The following is a 16,787-nucleotide window of genomic DNA, read 5'->3' as shown; positions in this document are numbered from 1 at the left end:
TCAGTTCTCGATCAGAGGGTCGGGTGTTGCGTGGGCATGGAACGGGCAGCGGGCCGGGTTCAGCGAGCCGGGCTCCTGCAGTTGGTACTGTTGCCATTCGAAGTTGTCGTGCTGGCCGAAGAAGCCCAGCGAGGCTGGCATCACGCCATCGTTGTAGTGCTGCACCCGCTCGCGGATGCGTGCGCGAATCCGCTGGCCGCTGGCGGTGCTGGCACTGGCTACCTCGTCGAAGCTCTCCCGCGGGTTGATCACCCAGGCAATGTGCCGGCCCAGGTTGCGGCTTTTCATCAGGCGGTGGGCAGGGAAGTTCATGTTGATGAACAGCGGCATGCCGGCGAAGCAGAACGACCACTGGTTGTCGTGCGGGTCTTGTGGCACCTCGCGTGGCCAGGGGCTGGGATCACGGCTGTGCACCTGGCGCAGTACGTCCCAGGCCAGGGCCTGCTGCTGTTGCAGCGAGGTGTCGGCGGCGGTTTGCAGGAACACCAGCAACGGGTTGCCGATGCGCTGCTTGAGCGGTATGGGCTCGATGGTGGCGATGTAGTCGGCAAGGCCCCGGGCGATGTCGTCGGCCAGTTGCTCTGCACGGGCGAAGAGAATGTGGCAGGTGCGCGCATTGACCGCCTTGCGCCCGAACAGGCAAGGGAAGTCAGGGTTGGCGAGGGTTTCCTTGAAGTGTTCTATGGCCTTGTGTGTCCAGTGGTGTGGGTTCTGAACATGTTCATCGGCCAGCTCCAGCGCATCCAGGCGGTAGCAATTTCCATAACCCGTAAACATGATTTCCCCAGATAGTCGCAAATCGGCAGTTAAGGTGGTTTTACCGGCATATCCATACGGTTAACCGCTCTATATTTGTTGTTTCCGGCATTTTCCGAGAAGGGTCATAGGTTGTAAAACGCCTGGAACTATGACCAACTATTAGTCTCGCTCATGCTCTGGAAGCCTCTATGTCGGAACGGATTCAGGCCCTGCACGCCCTGCGTGCCTTCGAGGTTGCCTCGCGCTATGGCTCCTTCACCCGCGCCGCCCAGGAGCTGGCGCTGACCCAGGGCGCGGTCAGCCATCACATCAAGACACTCGAAGCCTTGTTCGGCTGCGACCTGTTCGAGCGGCGCGGCCCCAAGCTGCGCCTGACCGAGCATGGCCGGCTGCTGGCCGAGGAGCTCAAGGTCGGCTTCAAGATCATCGAAAACGCCTGTGCCCTGCTGCGCCAGGACCGCTACGGCCTGCGCCTGAAGGCGCCGTCCACGCTGACGGTACGCTGGCTGCTGCGCGCGCTGGACGGTTTCAAGAAGGTCGACAACAGCTGCGCGGTGCAGCTGTCGAGCGTGTGGATGGACATCGACGCCGTGGACTTCTACTCCGAGCCTTACGACTGCGCCATCCTGCTCGGCAACGGGCGTTTCCCGGCAGACGTCGAGAGCCTGAAGCTGTTCGATGAATGGCTGATCCCGGTCTGCCACCCCGACTACCTGCCCGGGCCGGCACCGGACCTGGCCGTGCTCGAAGGCTGCGAGCTGCTTCACCCCTCACCGGACCGGCGCGACTGGCGGCGCTGGCTGGCGCGGGTGGATGCGTCGCACATCAGCATCGACCAGGGCCAGGTGTTCGATACCCTCGACCAGGGCATTTCGGCGGCCCAGCAGGGCCTGGGCATTTCGGTGGTCGACCTGGTGCTGGCCAGCGCCGACCTGGCCGCCGGCAACCTGGTCACGCCCTTCCCGCAGGCAGTCGCGACCGGCGACGGTTATTACATGACCTGGCTCAAGTCCAGCCCCAAGGCCCGGCAGATGCACAAGCTGCGCGACTACCTGCTGGCCCGGGTGCCGGCCCTGGCGCACAAGGACATCAGTTACCTGTACGGCTGAGCGTGTTGCCGGGGAACACCCGTTCGAGCATGAAGTCGATGAACACCCGCAACCGGGGCGGCACCTGGCGCCCCGACGGCCACAGCAGGTAGAAGCTGCCGCGCCGTTCGATGAAGTCGTCGAGCACGCTCACCAGGCTGCCGCTGGCCAGCGCGGCGCGTACGCTGAAGTCGGGCAGGCAGGTAATGCCGCGGTGGTTGAGGGCAAAGCAGATGCGCGTCTCGACGTGGTTGCAGACCATCGAGATGGGAATCTCGTAGTCCTGCTCGGGGTGTTCGCGGCGCAGCGGCCAGGTTTCCAGCTTGCCACTGCTGGGGAAGCGGTAGTGCAGGCAGCGGTGCCCGGCCAGCTCGCGCGGATGCTCGGGCAGACCATGCTCGCGCAGGTAGTCGGGGGAGGCCACCAGGCGGTGCTGGAAATGGCCGAGGAACTTGGCGTTCAGGCGCGAATCCAGCGGTTGGCCACCGCGCATCACCACGTCAAAACCCTCGCCGATGATGTCGACCATGCGGTCGCTGAAGTCCAGGTCCAGCTCGATGTCCGGGTAGCGCGCCATGAACTCGGCCAGTGCCGGCATCACCAGCCCGGTCACCTGCGGCAGGCTTACCCGCAGCCGCCCGCGTGGGGCGCCGTTGGCCTGCGACAGTTCCTGCTCGGTGGCTTCGATCTCGGCGAGGATGCGCCGGCTGCGCTCGAGAAACAGCGCGCCCTCGGCGGTCAGGGTGATGCTTCGGGTGCTGCGGTGGAACAACCGCACGCCCAGGCGGCCCTCCAGGCGCGCCACGCGTTTGCCCACCGCCGAGGCACTGATGCCCAGCGACTGGCCGGCGGCGACGAAGCTGCGGGTTTCGGCAACCCGGTTGAAAACCACGAAACCGCTGAGGCTGTCCATGTCGTGCTCCGATTACGGACGTTGATGTCCTGGGTGAGCGGAATTCTACCCATCTTTTTCCGTAGTGCCTCGGCGCCGCAAGATGCCTGCCTTGATCATTGCCCAGGACACCCCCATGAACCCTGCCTTCACCGCCGTAGAGGCGCCCGCCACCGCCACGCGACTGCCCTTGAGCGGGCTGCTGGCCCTGGCCCTGACCGGCTTCATCGCCATCCTCAGCGAAACCCTGCCCGCCGGCCTGCTCGACCAGGTGGCCAACGGCATGCACATCAGCCAGGCCATGGCCGGGCAGTGGGTTACCGCCTACGCGCTGGGCTCGTTGCTCACCGCCATCCCGCTGGTCACCCTGACCCAAGGTTGGCGGCGGCGCCGGGCGCTGCTGCTGGCCATCATCGGTTTCATCCTGTTCAACGGCCTGACCGCACTGTCCAGCGACAATCAGCTGACCTTGTTGCTGCGCTTTCTCACCGGCGCCGCCGCCGGCCTGGCCTGGGGCCTGATCGCCGGGCATGCGCGGCGCATGGTGGCACCGGCACAACAAGGCAAGGCGATGGCACTGGCCATGCTCGGCCAGCCCATCGCCTTGTCGCTGGGCCTGCCCATCGGCACCTGGCTGGGCGCCTGGCTGGGGTGGCGCGCCGCCTTCGTGGTAGTCACCCTGGCGGCCTTGCTGCTGGTGGCCTGGGTACTGCGCGCGGTGCCGGACTTCCCCGGCCAGGCCGCCGGTAAGCGCCCTTCAGCGCTGGGCGTACTGCGTACCCCAGGGGTGGCGCGGGTGCTGCTGGTGATCCTGGCGTGGATCCTCGGCCACAACATTCTCTACACCTACATCGTGCCGCTGCTGGCGGCGGCTGGCATGGGCGCCGATGTCGGCCAGGTGCTGATGACCTTCGGCCTGGCTTCACTGGCCGGCATCGCCTTGGTCGGGCTTGGCGTCGACCGCCATCTGCGCGGCCTGGTGCTGCTGTGCCTGGCCGGTTTCGCCCTGGCCACGTTGGCCCTGGGGCACACCCAGGGTTCGGCCTGGCTGGTGCATGCCAGCGTGGCCTTGTGGGGGCTCACCTACGGCGGCGCCCCGACCCTGCTGCAGACCGCCTGCGCAGACGCGGCAGGCGAGGGCGGCGATGTGGCCCAGTCGATGCTGGTGACGGTGTGGAACAGTGCGATCGCCCTGGGCGGGATCATTGGCGGGCTGCTGTTGACCGGGGCCGGGGTCGGCGCGTTCGGTGGCGTGGTGCTGGCGCTCACCGGGCTGGCCTGGCTGCTGGTGTTTGCCGGGCGCCGCGCCGGATTCGTCGCTGGCGCACGCTGATCGGCCGCTGCAGGGTGTAGAATCGCCCTCCAGCAATCCAAGCAAGGACCACGCAGTGCAGCGCCAACAGGGCTTTGTCCTCACCCGCCATTGGCACGACACGCCCGAAGGCACCAGCGTCGAGTTCTGGCTGGCCACCGACCAGGGCCCGCGCCACTTGCGCCTGGCGCCGCAACCGTCGGTGGCGTTCATCCCCGTCGCCCAGGCCGAGCATGCCCGGGTGCTGCTGGCCGGTGAGCAGGGGGTCGAGCTCAAGCCGCTGCAACTGCGTGACTTCGACCAGCGCCCGGTGCTGGGCCTGTACTGCCGCCAGCACCGTCAGTTGATCGCCCTCGACAAGCGCCTGCGCGCTGCCGGCATCGAGGTGTTCGAAGCCGATATCCGTCCGCCCGAGCGCTATCTGATGGAGCGTTTCATCACCGCCCCGGTGCGTTTCGATGGCCGGCCCGATGCCAACGGCACGCTGATCGACGCCCAGCTCAAGCCCGACCCCGACTACCGCCCGCCGCTGCGCCTGGTCTCCCTCGATATCGAGACCAGCGAGCGTGGCGAGCTGTACAGCATCGGCCTGGAAGGCTGCGGCCAGCGCACGGTGTACATGCTGGGCCCGGCCAATGGCGATGCCAGCCAGATGGATTTCGACCTGCACTACTGCGACGACCGCGCCGGGCTGATCCACTGTCTCAACCAGTGGCTGGCGCGCCACGACCCCGACGCGATCATCGGCTGGAACCTGGTGCAGTTCGACCTGCGTCTGCTGCACGAACACGCCAAGCGGCTGAACGTGCCGCTGTGCCTGGGCCGTGACGGCGCGCCGCTGCACCTGCGCGAGCATGGCAGCCGCAGCCACTTCTTCGCCGAAGCCCCCGGGCGGCTGCTGATCGATGGCATCGAGGCGCTGCGTTCAGCCACCTGGAGTTTCCCCTCGTTCAGCCTGGAGAGCGTTGCCCAGCAGTTGCTCGGCGAGGGCAAGGCCATCAGCACCCCCTACCAGCGCATGGACGAAATCAACCGCCAGTTCGCCGAGGACAAGCCGGCGCTGGCCCGCTACAACCTCAAGGACTGTGAACTGGTCACGCGGATCTTCGCCCACACCCGGCTGCTCGACTTCCTGCTGGAACGCGCCAGCGTCACCGGCCTGCCGGTGGACCGCAGTGGCGGCTCGGTGGCCGCGTTCTGTCATTTGTACATCCCGCCCATGCATCGCCTGGGCTTTGTCGCGCCCAACCTGGGCAGCCGCCCCGACGAAGCCAGCCCTGGCGGCTTCGTCATGGATTCGCGCCCGGGGCTGTACGACTCGGTGCTGGTGCTCGACTACAAGAGCCTGTACCCGTCGATCATCCGCACCTTCCTGATCGACCCGGTGGGCCTGGTCGAGGGCCTGCGCCAGCCGGACGACGCGCACTCGGTCGAGGGCTTCCGGGGCGGGCGCTTCTCGCGCAGCGAGCACTGCCTGCCGGCCATCGTCGAGCGCGTGTGGCAAGGGCGCGAGGCCGCCAAGCGCGACGGCAATGCGCCGTTGTCCCAGGCGCTGAAGATCATCATGAACGCCTTCTATGGCGTGCTCGGTTCCAGTGGTTGCCGCTTCTTCGACCCGCGCCTGGCCTCGTCGATCACCATGCGCGGCCACCAGATCATGCGCCAGACCCGGGCCCTGGTGGAGGCGCGGGGCTACGACGTGATCTACGGCGACACCGACTCCACCTTCGTCTGGCTCAAGGGCGCCCATGGCGAGGAGGCCGCGGCGCGCATCGGCCGTGCGCTGGTGGCCGAGGTCAATCAATGGTGGCGCCAGCACCTGGGCGAAACCATGGGGCTGGACAGTGCCCTGGAACTGCAGTTCGAAACCCATTACCGGCGCTTCCTGATGCCCACCATCCGCGGCACCGAAGAGGGCAGCAAGAAGCGCTACGCCGGCCTGGTACAGCGCCAGGATGGCAGCGAGGACGTGGTCTACAAGGGCCTGGAGTCGGTGCGCACCGACTGGTCGCCGCTGGCCCGGCAGTTCCAGCAGACGCTCTACGGCCGGGTGTTCCGTGGCCAGCCGTATCGCGACTACGTGCGTGAAACCGTGCAGCGCCTGCTGGCGGGCGAGGATGACGAACTGCTGGTGTACCGCAAGCGCCTGCGCCGGCCCTTGGCCGACTACCAGCGCAACGTGCCGCCCCATGTGCGCGCCGCGCGCCTGGCCGATGAATACAACGCCCGGCTGGGGCGCCCCAAGCAGTACCAGAACGGCGGCTGGATCAGTTACCTGATCACCACCTCAGGCCCCGAACCGCTGGAGAACCGCCAGTCCCCGATTGATCACCAGCACTACCTGAGCCGTCAGTTGCAGCCGGTGGCCGACGCCATCCTGCCGTTCGTGGGCGATGACTTCGCGGCGCTGACCGGCCAGCAACTGCCGCTGTTCTAGCGCCGGGGAGGGCGACACCGTCGCGGCGCCGCCCTGGATGGCTCAGCCCTTGTTGGCGTTGAGCTTGCGCAGCTCTTCGTAGGTGGCCGACTGGACGAACCAGAAGCCCGAGACGATGCACCACACCAGGCTGCCGCCGACAAAAATACCCAGCCCTTGCAGGAACCCAACGCTGAACAGGGTGATCAGAGCTACCAGCCAGATCAAGCCCAGGGAAACGTACAGCACGATGTTGTTGACGCTGATGACGAAGTCTTTCACGGGCGTATTCCTTACTGAATGTGAACAAGCGATGCCTCTCCCGAGGCGCGCGCATGCTATCACAATGCCTCCAGCCATTGGCCCGCGGGCGGTTGGACTATGCTCAGGGTGTCGCACCCCGTTACCACTCAGACATCGCAAGTTACTTTTGCCCGCGTTGTCCGCCGGGTTCGGTGGTTTAGGCTCGCATGTCGGATCTTTCGCCAGGATCTGTAGTCATGAGAATTAACAAGGAGATGCCCATGCTCGTCAGGTCACTGACCCTCGCCACCCTGTTCGCCTTCGCCGTCCCCGCATTGGCCGCCGACAGCGATGCCCCCCTGGCCAAGGAGCAGGGCAAAGCGCGGCCGCTGGTGGTGATTGCGCCCAGCAGCGCCGACCCGACCTTGCGCGGCCTCAACGAGGCCTTGAAAGACCCGGCCGTGCAGGCCGGTTTCAAGGAGCGTGGGCTGGTGCTGTACAGCGTCGCCCAGATGATGGGTAAACGTGAGGACAAGAACCTCGAACAGCAGACCACCATGGCCCTGATTCGCGAGCTGCAGCTGGGCGCCAGCAAGGGCACCAAGGTGATCCTGGTGGGCAAGGATGGCGAACGCCACGTCCTCAAGGATGATGAAAGCGGTGAAAAAATCGACCCGCAGGTGATTTTCAAGGCCGTCGACGAACTGCCGGCCAGTGAAAAGGCGGTCACTGCGCCGGAGCCGGTGGCGGTGGCACCGGCCGAACCCAAGGCCAAGGACAGCAAGCCAGGCAAGCCCGCCAAACCGGCCAAGCCTGCCGAACCGCCCAAGCCTCTGGACGACTGACCGCTCTGCCACGGCCCTCTACGCCAGCAGGGGGCCTTTCCTGTATCACTGTGTATCTGCGCCTCATCACGACCGACTGGCTTACAAAACGCCGCTCATCGCGATACACCCACGACACACCGCGCCGTTTCAATGGCTCCACTTTCCAACCACAAGTGGAGCGACACCATGAAATCGACCCCCAAGACCCTCAGCCTGCTCGGCGCCACCCTGCTCGGTGGCCTGGTTCTGGGCAACAGTGCGTTTGCCGTTGAACCCTTGAGCCAGGGCTACCAGCTGGCAGCGGCCAAGGCCGCCGGTGAAGGCAAATGCGGCGAGGGCAAATGTGGCGGCAGCGGCAAGGCCAGCCAGGCCGAAGGCAAGTGTGGTGCCGACGCGAAGGCCGACAAGGCAGAGGGCAAGTGCGGCGAAGGCAAGTGCGGCGCTGAAGGCAAAGGTAAAGCCTGATCCCCTTGCTGTAGCGTGGCGCCTTGGGCGCCGCGCGCTTTTCTGGAGGCTGACCCATGAATTCGCAACCTTTGCACACAGGCCTCGGCCTGCGTCGCGGCCTGCTGCCTGAGTTACTGGCGATGCCGGCCGGCGCGGTCGATTTTCTCGAATGCGCCCCGGAGAACTGGATCGGGGTCGGCGGTGTTTACGGTCAGGGCCTGGCGCAGCTGGCCGAGCGCTTCGCCATTGCCTGCCACGGCCTGTCATTGTCGTTGGGCGGCACCGCGCCGCTGGACGTCGCCTTTCTCGCCCGCACCCGGCAGTTTCTCGACCGTTACCAGGTGCGCCTGTACAGCGAGCACCTGAGCTACTGCAGTGACGACGGCCATCTCTACGACCTGATGCCGATCCCGTTCACCGACGAGGCCGTGCGACACGTGGCGGCACGTATCCGCCAGGCCCAGGACCTGCTGGGCCGGCGCATTGCGGTCGAGAACATCAGCTATTACGCCGCCCCCTACCAGGCCATGAGCGAACTGCAGTTCATCCGCGCGGTGCTCGACGAGGCCGATTGCGACCTGCTGCTGGACGTCAACAACGTCTTCGTCAATGCCTGCAACCACCGCTATGACGCCCAGGCGTTCCTCGCCGGCATCCCCCGCGAGCGGGTGGTGGGCATGCATGTGGCGGGGCATTACGACGAAGCACCGGACCTCAAGGTCGATACCCATGGCGCCCCGGTCAAGGCGGATGTGTGGGCCTTGTTCGCCAGCGCCTGCCAGCGTTTCGGCGCCCACCCCACGGTGCTCGAGCGCGACTTCAACTACCCGCCGCTGGCCGAGCTGCTGGCCGAGACGGCGCAGATCCGCGCCCTGCAACAGCGCCACGGAGCACCTTGCCATGCCTGAAACCCTGCGCGAGCAACAGTTCACCCTGGCCCGGCACCTGCGCGACCCGGCCGCCAACCCGCCACCGCCGGGTATCGAGGCGCGGCGCCTGAAGGTCTATCGCGAGCTGTTCTACGGCGCTATCGAAAGCCTGCTGGCGGGCAGCTTCCCGGTGTTGCGGCAAACCCTCGGTGAGCAACGCTGGCATGCCCGGGTACACGACTTCTACGCCAACTACCGCAGCCAGACACCGCTGTTCACCGAAATCGCCGAGGCGTTCATCGATTACCTGCAAGGCATCGACCTCGATACGCCCTGGCAACTGGAACTGGCGCATTACGAATGGGTCGAGGCGCAGCTGTACCTGAGCGACGCGCAAGACCCGCCCCATCACCCCGACGGTGACCTGCTGGCCGGCGAGCCGTTGCTGTCCTGCGTGGCCCGCGTGTTGGCCTATCGTTGGCCGGTGGAGCGCATCGGCCCGGACTTCCAGCCGAGCGAAGCGCCCGAGACACCGACCCTGCTGCTGGTGTACCGCGATATCGACCTGCAGGTTCGCTTCGCCCGCCTGGCGCCATTGGCCTGGCAATTGCTGGTTGGTTTGCCGGGCACTGGAAGGCAACGTCTGCGTGCGCTGGGCAAGGATGAAGCGGATGGCCTGGCGCTACTGGAGCAGTTGCGCGGGCAGGGTGTCATCGTCGGGACCAGGCTTTGAGGCGGCTGCCGGCGCTGGGGCGCGTCTACACCTCGGCCTGCTTGCCCGGCGCCACGGCTTCGGCTTTTTTCGCAGGCTTCAAGCGCGACACCGCGAACAACACCACAGCCAGCCCGATCACCTGGTACAGCGAAACCGCCTCGCCCAGGATCGCCCATGACGCCAGCACCGTCAGTACCGGCCCCAGGTTGCCCACTGCCGCAGTGTGGGTAGGCCCCAGGCGCTGGATCGCCAAGGCCACCCAGTAGATTGGCAGCACCGTGGAGAACAGCGCCATCAGTGCCGCGTTCCCCCACACTGCCCCAGGCAGCTCGAACAGTGGCGCCACCTCGGCCACCGACAGGTAATGGGCCAGCACCATCAGCGATGAGGCCGTGCCACACAACCCGGCCAGGCGCATCGAGCCCATGCGTTTGAGCATCACCCCGGTGCCGGCGTAATACAGCGCATAGGTCACCGCGCTGGCAAACACCCACAACGCGCCAAGCACCACCTGGCTGCCCATCCCCGTGACGCTGATGTCGTGGACAAAGGCGATACCCAGCCCCAGGTAGCACAGGCCCATGGCCGCCAGGGTGCGCAGGGTGGGGCGCTCGCGTTGGGCAACGGCCTGGATCAGCAGCACCAGGGTTGGGTAGGTGAACAGGATCAGCCGCTCCAGCCCGGCGCTGATGTACTGCAGGCCGTAGAAGTCGAACAGGCTCGCCAGGTAATAACCGAACAGCCCGAGCAGCGCAACCCGCAGCCCGTCCCCAGGCGTGAGCGCGCTACCGCCTTGCTTGCGACTGAACCACACAAGCCAAGCGAACAACGGCAAGGACATGGCCATGCGCAGCGCCAGCAGGCTGATCGCATCCACAGGCCCCGCGGCGTAGGCGAGCTTGACGAAGATTGCCTTGAAGCTGAAACCCAGCGCCGCGAGCGCGGCGTAGAGGCTGCCATTGGCAAGGGCGCGGTGGAGCGGGGCGGGCAGGCGGGGCATGGCGGGTCCGTAGCGAAATGAGTACTGGCCAACGATGTGCCGGCCGACAAGCGTTTCGACCATAACCTGTCGCACTCCACAAATCACCCAGCGCCGCACTTAGCACAGCGAGCCAGTCTGCTGCGACCTGCGTTCGCATGCATGAATCGGATGAGTGCCATCATTTGAATGGCAATCCTCCTGCGAAAACCCCTACGAACGCATACAATCCTTCCTTTAAAAACGTAAGACACAGGCTACCCCGTTCATGGCGTTCGACGCTTCCACCATCCTCACGCTCACCATCGCCCTTGCGGCTGCCGCCGCCCTGTACCTGGCGGTGGAGTGGAGCAGCGTGCGCGAGTCTTCGCTGCTGTGCTGGAGCGCCAGCTTCGCGATCATCAGCGTCGGTTCTTCCCTGGCACTGCTGCGCAGCAGTGGCTACCTGTTCATTGGCGTGTGGTTTGCCAACGGCATGTTGATCAGCGCCCACTGGCTGTTCCTGCTGGGTGTGTCGCGTTTCACCGAAACGCGCCTGTCGCGGGCCTGGTACCTGATCATCCCGGCCTGGCTGGCCATGTTGCTGTTGCCGGACTGGCCGCAGTGGTCGAAGACCTTGCTGGTGGTCCAGTCAAGCATGATCGCGCTGCTCACCCTGCAGGCCAGCTGGCTGCTGCGTCCCCATGGCAAATCGTTCAGCGTCGGCGCGGTGCAGCTGCGTTACATCCTGCTGTTCCACGGCCTGTTCTACCTGGCCAAGACCCTGCCGGCACTGCTGCCGGGCACGCTGATCGACCTCAGTGCCTTCCGTGGCCAGATCATCCAGGTCTCCCTGGTGGAAGGCGCGATGGCGATCATGCTGATCGCCCTGTCGATGACCGGCACCGTGCGCTACCGCCGCGAAGAGCGCATCGAGCGCCTGGCCGCGCGCGACCCACTGACCGCGCTGTACAACCGCCGTGCCCTGGAAGTGCGGGCGCCGGCCCTGTTCAAGGACGTCGCGCCAGAGCGCCCCGGCGCCTTGCTGCTGATCGACATCGACCACTTCAAACTGGTCAACGACCTGCATGGGCATGGCGCCGGCGATCGCCTGTTGATCGCCCTGAGCGAGATGATCCGAAGCTTGCTGCCGGAGCGGGCGATTGCTGCGCGGTTGGGTGGCGACGAGTTCGTGATCCTGCTGGCCGATGCGTCACGGGGACGTATCGAGGCATTGGCCGAGGCCTTGCGCCAGCAGTTCCAGCACACGGCCGCGCACGCCTGCGCTACCCCCGAAGCGGTGACCCTGAGCATCGGCGCTCACCTGTTCGACCGCCCGCCGGCCAGCCTGGCGGCACTGATCGAGCAGGGCGACCGGTTGCTGTACGCGTCCAAGCGCGCCGGGCGCAACAGCTTGCAGTTGATGGATGGATCGCGCAGCACTGTCTGACCAGGCTCAGATCAGGCCATTTTGCAGTGCCTCGATGAAGGCGCTTTCCGCGCGGCTCAGCCGCTGCTCGCGGTTCCACAGCAGGTGAATATCCACATCGGCGATCCCCTCCAGCGGCGGCAGCTTCCACAAAAGCCCCGCCGCCACATCCGCCGCCACCACATGCTCGGGCAGGCAGCCGATGCCAAAACCGGCGATCACCAACCGGCGCACCTCTTCCAGGCTCGGCGATGAAGCGACGATGCGCCCGGCAAAGCCTTGCTGGTCACGGAAGATGGTCAGCGGCGAGAGCATCCCGCCGATCTGGTCGCTGGTGAAGCTGACGAAATTCTCCCGCTGCAGGTCGCTCTGATGCTGGCCGAACAGGGCGTGGTGCTTGCCGCAGAAGAACGCGTAGCGCTGGCGCAGAAACAGGCGCTGCTCCAGGCGCGGCTGTGGCCGGCGGTTGAGGCTGAGCCCGGCGGTGGCGGTCTTTTCCTGCAGCGCCGCGACGATGTCCGAGCTGCGCATCACGTCGATTTCCAGCTCCACCCGCGGGTGCTGGCGGTGGAAGTCTGCCAGGCAGTCGTCGAGGCGTTCGCTGACGACACGGCTGATCATCAGCAGGCGCACCTTGCCCACCAGTTCGTCCGCCGGTTGCTCCAGCAGCCCACCGATCTGCGACATCTGCCCGTACACCTCGCCGGCCAGTTCGAACAATTGCTCGCCCACCTCGGTGAGCACGAAGCGCGGCCCACGGCGGGCGATGAGCTGGCGCCCGAGTTGCTCTTCCAGGCGCTTGAGCGCCTGGCTTACTGCCGGTTGCGTCAGGTGCAGGCGGGCGGCGGCGCGGCTGATCGACAGCTCCTGGCCGATTACTCGGAAGGTACGCAGCAGGTTCCAGTCGAGTCGGTCGTTGAGCAGGCGGTCGGGCATGGTGGGCTCTTTATAAGCAGGGTTAATACTTCGAATAATAAATAGAAAATTGACTAATCATAGGGGCGGGCCGAAAAATCGCAGTCATTGAAGCGCAGGCCTGCCAGTTCGGTGTCGCTTGCTTCGCGGGTGAACCCGCTCCCACAGGGTAGGCGCAAGACCTGTGGGAGCGGGTTTACCCGCGAAGCAGGCAACTCGACCCTTCAGGTCCGCACTGCGAAGCGCCACAAGAGCGCAAACCGTGTCCCCAACTCCTGCCAGAACAACAAACAAAGGAGCCACCCCATGAAGCCCGCCGCTTCGCCCCAACCCCGCCGCGCCGCCGCCGCCGCGTTCATCGGCACCATGATCGAGTGGTACGACTTCTACATCTATGCCACCGCCGCCGCCTTGGTGTTCGGGGCCTTGTTCTTCCCCTCCGACAACAGCCTGTTCAGCACCATGGCCGCCTTCGGCACCTTCGCCGTGGGCTTTTTTGCCCGGCCTTTGGGCGGCATCGTCTTCGGCCATGTGGGCGACCGCATCGGCCGCAAGAAATCCCTGGTGATCACCCTGGTGATGATGGGCGTGGTCACCGTGTGCATCGGCCTGCTGCCGACCTACGCGCAGATTGGCGCCACCGCGCCGGTGCTGCTGATCGTGCTGCGGGTGGTCCAGGGCATCGCCGTGGGTGGCGAGTGGGGCGGGGCGGTGCTGATGGCCGGCGAGCATGCGCCCAAGGGCCGGCGCAATTTCTTCGCCTCGTTCGCCCAGCTGGGCAGCCCGGCCGGCCTGATCCTCTCGCTGCTGGCCTTCGGCGTGGTCACCCGCCTGCCGGAAGAGGATCTGATGAGCTGGGGCTGGCGCGTGCCGTTCCTGGCCAGCGCGGCCCTGTTGCTGGTGGGCCTGGCGATTCGCCTGGGGGTCAATGAGTCGCCCGAGTTCCTCGCCAGTCGCGAGCAGGCGCACAAGGCGCAGCGCAAGGAGCAGGCTCCGGTGCTGGAGGTGCTGCGCACTGCCTGGCGCCCGCTGCTGCTGTGCATTGGCGCCAATACCCTGGGCATCGCCGGGGTCTATTTCACCAACACCTTCATGATCAGCTACACCACCCAGCAACTGCACCTGGAGCGCTCGCTGATCCTCGAATGCCTGTTCTTTGTGGCGGTCATCCAGTTCTGCGTGCAGCCGCTGGCCGCCTGGTTGTCAGAGAAGCTCGGCGCCACGCGCTTCCTGGCCCTGGTGGCGCTGCTGGCGATGGCCTCGCCGTACCCGATGTTCGTGCTGGTCGGCAGCGGCCAGGCCTCGCTGATCGTGCTCGGCATCGCCCTGGCGGCGGCGTGCATGGCCTCGTTCTACGCGGTGATCGCCGGCTACGTCAGTGGCATGTTCGAAACCCGCGTGCGTTACACCGCGATCTCCCTGGCCTATCAGGTGTGCGGCGCCATCGCTGGAGGCCTGACCCCGCTGATCGGCGCCTGGATGGCCCACAGTTTCACCGGCCAGTGGTGGCCGATGGCGCTGTTCTACAGCCTGATCGCCTGTATTTCCCTGGTCTGTGTACTGGCCCTGGCACGCCAGTACAGCCGCAGCCAGCAGCTTGAACTGGCCTGATTCCCTGATTTGTCTGGAGTACCTGCAATGTTGAAAAGCAACGGCGAACGCCTGTGGGCGAGCCTGATGGCCATGGCCGAAGTCGGCGCCACCGCCCGTGGCGGTAGCTGCCGCCTGGCTTTGAGCGACGAGGACAAGGCCGGTCGCGAACTGTTCGGCCACTGGTGCCGCGAGGCCGGGCTGAGCCTGAGCGTGGACGCCATCGGCAACCTGTTCGCCCGCCGCGACGGCGTCGAGGCGGATGCCGCGCCGGTGATGATGGGCAGCCACCTCGACACCCAGCCTGAGGGCGGTCGCTTCGACGGTGTGTATGGCGTGCTGGCCGGGCTGGAAGTGGTGCGGCGCCTCAACGACCTCGGCATCCGCACCCGCAAGCCGCTGGAGATCGCGGTGTGGACCAACGAGGAGGGCGCCCGTTTCACCCCGGCCATGTTCGGCTCGGCGGTGTTCACCGGCAGCCTCGACCTGCAGCAGGCCCTGGCGATCCGCGATGCCGACGGCGTCAGCGTGGCCGATGAACTGGCGCGCACCGGTTACGCCGGCCAGCGCCCGCTGGGTGGCAAGGTGGACGCCTATTTCGAGGCCCATATCGAGCAGGGCCCGATCCTCGAGGACAACGCCAAGGCGATCGGCGTGGTCAGCGGCGGCCAGGCCATACGCTGGCTCGACGTGACCGTGGAAGGCATGGCCGCCCATGCCGGCACTACGCCGATGGCGCTGCGCAAGGACGCCCTGTACGGCGTGGCGCGGATGATCCAGGCTGTCGAGCAACTGGCCAGCGCCTTTGCCCCCGAGGGCCTGACCACCGTGGGCGAGCTGGACATCGCCAAGTCCTCGCGCAATACCATCCCCGGCCTGGTGCGTTTCACCCTCGACCTGCGTCACCACCGCGACGAGGCCATCGAGGCCATGGAGCGCGATATCGGCTTGCAGTTGCAGGCCATTGCCCGTCAGCGCGGCCTCAAGGTCACGGTCGAACGCCATTGGGTCAGCCCGGCCACGCCGTTCGACGCCGACTGCGTGGCGGCGGTGCAGCAAGCCGTGGACGGGTTGGGCTACAGCCAGCAAACCATCGTCAGCGGCGCCGGCCACGACGCCATCCTGCTGGCGCGCTACTGCCCGACGGCAATGGTGTTCATCCCTTGCGTCGGCGGCCTGAGCCACAACGAGGCCGAGGACGTGTTGCCCGAAGACGCCCGCCAGGGCGCCGACGTACTGCTCAATGCCGTGCTGGCCCGTGCCGGCCAGGTTGCCGAAGGAGACGCCTGATGCGCTGCTATTTCCACCCTGAACAGCTGCTGCACCACCCGCGCAGTTACTACTCCCGCGGTGCCATGCGCACCCCGCAGGAAGTCCCCGAGCGCGCTCAGCGCCTGCTGCAGGCCGCCAAGGGCCTGGGCTTTGACATTCGCCAGCCTGACGACGCAGGTCTTGCGCCACTGAAGGCCGTGCACGGCGAGGCGTACCTGCGCTTTCTCGAAGAAGCCCATGCACGCTGGAAGGAAGTGCCTGAGGATTGGGGCGACGAAGTCATGTCCAACATCTTCGTCCGCGAGCCCAACGCCCTGCGCGGCATCCTCGCCCAGGCCGGGCGCTACCTGGCCGACGGCAGTTGCCCGGTGGGCGAGTACACCTGGCGCTCGGCCTATTGGTCGGCGCAGAGTGCCGTTGCCGGGGCCAGGGCGATACTCGACGGCGAGCCCGCTGCCTACGCCTTGTGTCGCCCGCCAGGGCACCATGCGCGCTTCGATGCTGCGGGCGGCTTCTGCTACCTCAACAACGCCGCTGTCGCCGCCCAGGCCCTGCGCAGCCGTTACAGCCGGGTAGCGATCCTCGACACCGACATGCACCACGGCCAGGGCATCCAGGAGATCTTCTACGACCGCAGTGATGTGCTGTATGTCTCGGTGCATGGCGACCCGACCAATTTCTACCCGGGCGTCGCCGGTTTCGAGGACGAGCGCGGCAGTGGTGCTGGGGAGGGGTACAACCTCAACCTACCCATGGCCCACGGTGCCAGTGAGGCCGACTTCATGGGCCAATTGGAGGTGGCGCTGGATGCGGTGAAGGACTTTGGTGCCGAAGTGCTGGTGTTGTCGCTGGGGTTCGATATCTACGAGTTGGACCCGCAGAGCAAGGTGGCGGTGACCACTGAAGGTTTTGCCCGGTTGGGTGAGCAGATTCGTGGGTTGCGTTTGCCGTGTCTGATCGTGCAGGAGGGCGGGTATCACCTGGAGAGTCTGGAGGCGAATGCGCGGGCGTTTTTTGCGGCGAAGGAAGACTGGCGCTAGTGGCAGCCGAATTAC

At 66.1% G+C, this 16,787-nt stretch carries 15 protein-coding genes and 1 pseudogene; 11 read left to right on the top strand and 5 right to left on the bottom strand.

From position 1 onward, the window contains the following. A complete protein-coding gene (locus EJA05_RS16895; protein ID WP_125464541.1) occupies window positions 1-777 on the bottom strand; it encodes a YqcI/YcgG family protein in 777 nt (258 codons plus the stop codon). 170 nt (window positions 778-947) lie between these two features. On the opposite strand from EJA05_RS16895, the gene EJA05_RS16890 reads away from it, so the two are divergent. Beyond that, window positions 948-1,868, top strand: a complete 921-nt coding sequence (locus EJA05_RS16890; protein WP_125859120.1) for a LysR substrate-binding domain-containing protein — start codon at window positions 948-950, stop codon at window positions 1,866-1,868. Here EJA05_RS16890 and EJA05_RS16885 read toward each other — a convergent pair. Next, window positions 1,849-2,760 carry a LysR family transcriptional regulator gene (locus EJA05_RS16885; RefSeq protein ID WP_125859119.1) on the bottom strand — a complete coding sequence of 304 codons (912 nt, stop codon included), beginning with the start codon at window positions 2,758-2,760 and terminating at the stop codon, window positions 1,849-1,851. The two genes, EJA05_RS16890 and EJA05_RS16885, sit on opposite strands and share 20 nt — an antisense overlap. Before the next feature lie 115 nt (window positions 2,761-2,875). Here EJA05_RS16885 and EJA05_RS16880 point away from each other — a divergent pair, with 115 nt between their 5' ends. Together EJA05_RS16880 and EJA05_RS16875 are read left to right on the top strand one after the other, a co-directional pair. Further along, entirely contained in the window at window positions 2,876-4,072 is a 1,197-nt protein-coding gene (locus tag EJA05_RS16880) for an MFS transporter (RefSeq protein ID WP_125859118.1), read from the top strand. Between the two features lie 55 nt (window positions 4,073-4,127). Further along, window positions 4,128-6,488 (top strand): DNA polymerase II, encoded by a 2,361-nt coding sequence (locus EJA05_RS16875; protein WP_125859117.1) that lies wholly within the window; start codon window positions 4,128-4,130, stop codon window positions 6,486-6,488. A 42-nt stretch (window positions 6,489-6,530) separates the two neighbouring features. On the opposite strand, the gene EJA05_RS16870 is transcribed toward EJA05_RS16875, so the two are convergent. Beyond that, entirely contained in the window at window positions 6,531-6,749 is a 219-nt protein-coding gene (locus EJA05_RS16870) for a hypothetical protein (RefSeq protein WP_125859116.1), read from the bottom strand. A 242-nt stretch (window positions 6,750-6,991) separates the two neighbouring features. On the opposite strand from EJA05_RS16870, the gene EJA05_RS16865 reads away from it, so the two are divergent. The 4 genes and pseudogenes from EJA05_RS16865 (at window position 6,992) to EJA05_RS16850 (ending at window position 9,586) form a co-directional block, all read left to right on the top strand. Continuing rightward, entirely contained in the window at window positions 6,992-7,555 is a 564-nt protein-coding gene (locus EJA05_RS16865) for a DUF4174 domain-containing protein (RefSeq protein ID WP_125464537.1), read from the top strand. 168 nt (window positions 7,556-7,723) lie between these two features. Continuing rightward, window positions 7,724-7,978 (top strand): annotated as a pseudogene (locus EJA05_RS28810) (HvfA family oxazolone/thioamide-modified RiPP metallophore); the annotation flags it as partial. 80 nt (window positions 7,979-8,058) lie between these two features. Continuing rightward, window positions 8,059-8,892, top strand: coding sequence for an HvfB family MNIO-type RiPP peptide maturase (locus EJA05_RS16855; RefSeq protein WP_125859115.1), 834 nt, complete (start codon window positions 8,059-8,061; stop codon window positions 8,890-8,892). Beyond that, the gene (locus EJA05_RS16850) at window positions 8,885-9,586 is read left to right on the top strand and encodes an HvfC family RiPP maturation protein (RefSeq protein WP_125859114.1); all 702 of its coding nucleotides are present in this window, start codon (window positions 8,885-8,887) and stop codon (window positions 9,584-9,586) included. Before EJA05_RS16855 ends, EJA05_RS16850 begins: the two co-directional genes overlap by 8 nt. A 25-nt stretch (window positions 9,587-9,611) precedes the next feature. Here EJA05_RS16850 and EJA05_RS16845 read toward each other — a convergent pair whose 3' ends face one another. Continuing rightward, the gene (locus tag EJA05_RS16845; RefSeq protein ID WP_125859113.1) at window positions 9,612-10,568 is read right to left on the bottom strand and encodes a DMT family transporter; all 957 of its coding nucleotides are present in this window, start codon (window positions 10,566-10,568) and stop codon (window positions 9,612-9,614) included. Between the two features lie 247 nt (window positions 10,569-10,815). Here EJA05_RS16845 and EJA05_RS16840 point away from each other — a divergent pair, with 247 nt between their 5' ends. Beyond that, entirely contained in the window at window positions 10,816-11,976 is a 1,161-nt protein-coding gene (locus EJA05_RS16840; protein ID WP_125859112.1) for a GGDEF domain-containing protein, read from the top strand. 6 nt (window positions 11,977-11,982) lie between these two features. Here EJA05_RS16840 and EJA05_RS16835 read toward each other — a convergent pair whose 3' ends face one another. After that, window positions 11,983-12,891 (bottom strand): LysR family transcriptional regulator, encoded by a 909-nt coding sequence (locus EJA05_RS16835; protein WP_125859111.1) that lies wholly within the window; start codon window positions 12,889-12,891, stop codon window positions 11,983-11,985. 285 nt (window positions 12,892-13,176) lie between these two features. Between EJA05_RS16835 and EJA05_RS16830 the strand changes: the two genes are divergently transcribed. From EJA05_RS16830 to EJA05_RS16820, 3 genes are read left to right on the top strand one after another with little or no spacing between them, the layout of a single operon-like run. Beyond that, on the top strand, window positions 13,177-14,481 hold the full coding sequence (locus EJA05_RS16830; protein WP_125859110.1) for an MFS transporter: 1,305 nt from the start codon (window positions 13,177-13,179) through the stop codon (window positions 14,479-14,481). Window positions 14,482-14,508: 27 nt separating this feature from the next. Continuing rightward, window positions 14,509-15,750, top strand: coding sequence for a Zn-dependent hydrolase (locus tag EJA05_RS16825; protein WP_125859109.1), 1,242 nt, complete (start codon window positions 14,509-14,511; stop codon window positions 15,748-15,750). Further along, window positions 15,750-16,772, top strand: coding sequence for a histone deacetylase family protein (locus tag EJA05_RS16820; RefSeq protein WP_125859108.1), 1,023 nt, complete (start codon window positions 15,750-15,752; stop codon window positions 16,770-16,772). The genes EJA05_RS16825 and EJA05_RS16820 overlap by 1 nt, the downstream gene beginning before the upstream one ends. Window positions 16,773-16,787: the final 15 nt, after the last annotated feature.

Origin of the sequence: Pseudomonas oryziphila (assembly GCF_003940825.1) — a bacterium.
Lineage (GTDB): Bacteria > Pseudomonadota > Gammaproteobacteria > Pseudomonadales > Pseudomonadaceae > Aquipseudomonas > Aquipseudomonas sichuanensis.
Note: the sequence above shows the minus strand (reverse complement) of the source record. Positions and strands in the feature narration are given on the sequence as shown.

What these genes read in the sequence shown, in the direction of transcription:
- EJA05_RS16880 (WP_125859118.1), top strand. Translation starts at nt 2,876, where the DNA reads ATGAACCCTGCCTTCACCGCCGTAGAGGCGCCCGCCACCGCCACGCGA.
- EJA05_RS16850 (WP_125859114.1), top strand. Translation starts at nt 8,885, where the DNA reads ATGCCTGAAACCCTGCGCGAGCAACAGTTCACCCTGGCCCGGCACCTG.
- EJA05_RS16830 (WP_125859110.1), top strand. Translation starts at nt 13,177, where the DNA reads ATGAAGCCCGCCGCTTCGCCCCAACCCCGCCGCGCCGCCGCCGCCGCG.
- EJA05_RS16895 (WP_125464541.1), bottom strand. Translation starts at nt 777, where the DNA reads ATGTTTACGGGTTATGGAAATTGCTACCGCCTGGATGCGCTGGAGCTG.
- EJA05_RS16885 (WP_125859119.1), bottom strand. Translation starts at nt 2,760, where the DNA reads ATGGACAGCCTCAGCGGTTTCGTGGTTTTCAACCGGGTTGCCGAAACC.
- EJA05_RS16845 (WP_125859113.1), bottom strand. Translation starts at nt 10,568, where the DNA reads ATGCCCCGCCTGCCCGCCCCGCTCCACCGCGCCCTTGCCAATGGCAGC.
- EJA05_RS16865 (WP_125464537.1), top strand. Translation starts at nt 6,992, where the DNA reads ATGCTCGTCAGGTCACTGACCCTCGCCACCCTGTTCGCCTTCGCCGTC.
- EJA05_RS16835 (WP_125859111.1), bottom strand. Translation starts at nt 12,891, where the DNA reads ATGCCCGACCGCCTGCTCAACGACCGACTCGACTGGAACCTGCTGCGT.
- EJA05_RS16820 (WP_125859108.1), top strand. Translation starts at nt 15,750, where the DNA reads ATGCGCTGCTATTTCCACCCTGAACAGCTGCTGCACCACCCGCGCAGT.
- EJA05_RS16825 (WP_125859109.1), top strand. Translation starts at nt 14,509, where the DNA reads ATGTTGAAAAGCAACGGCGAACGCCTGTGGGCGAGCCTGATGGCCATG.
- EJA05_RS16840 (WP_125859112.1), top strand. Translation starts at nt 10,816, where the DNA reads ATGGCGTTCGACGCTTCCACCATCCTCACGCTCACCATCGCCCTTGCG.
- EJA05_RS16890 (WP_125859120.1), top strand. Translation starts at nt 948, where the DNA reads ATGTCGGAACGGATTCAGGCCCTGCACGCCCTGCGTGCCTTCGAGGTT.
- EJA05_RS16855 (WP_125859115.1), top strand. Translation starts at nt 8,059, where the DNA reads ATGAATTCGCAACCTTTGCACACAGGCCTCGGCCTGCGTCGCGGCCTG.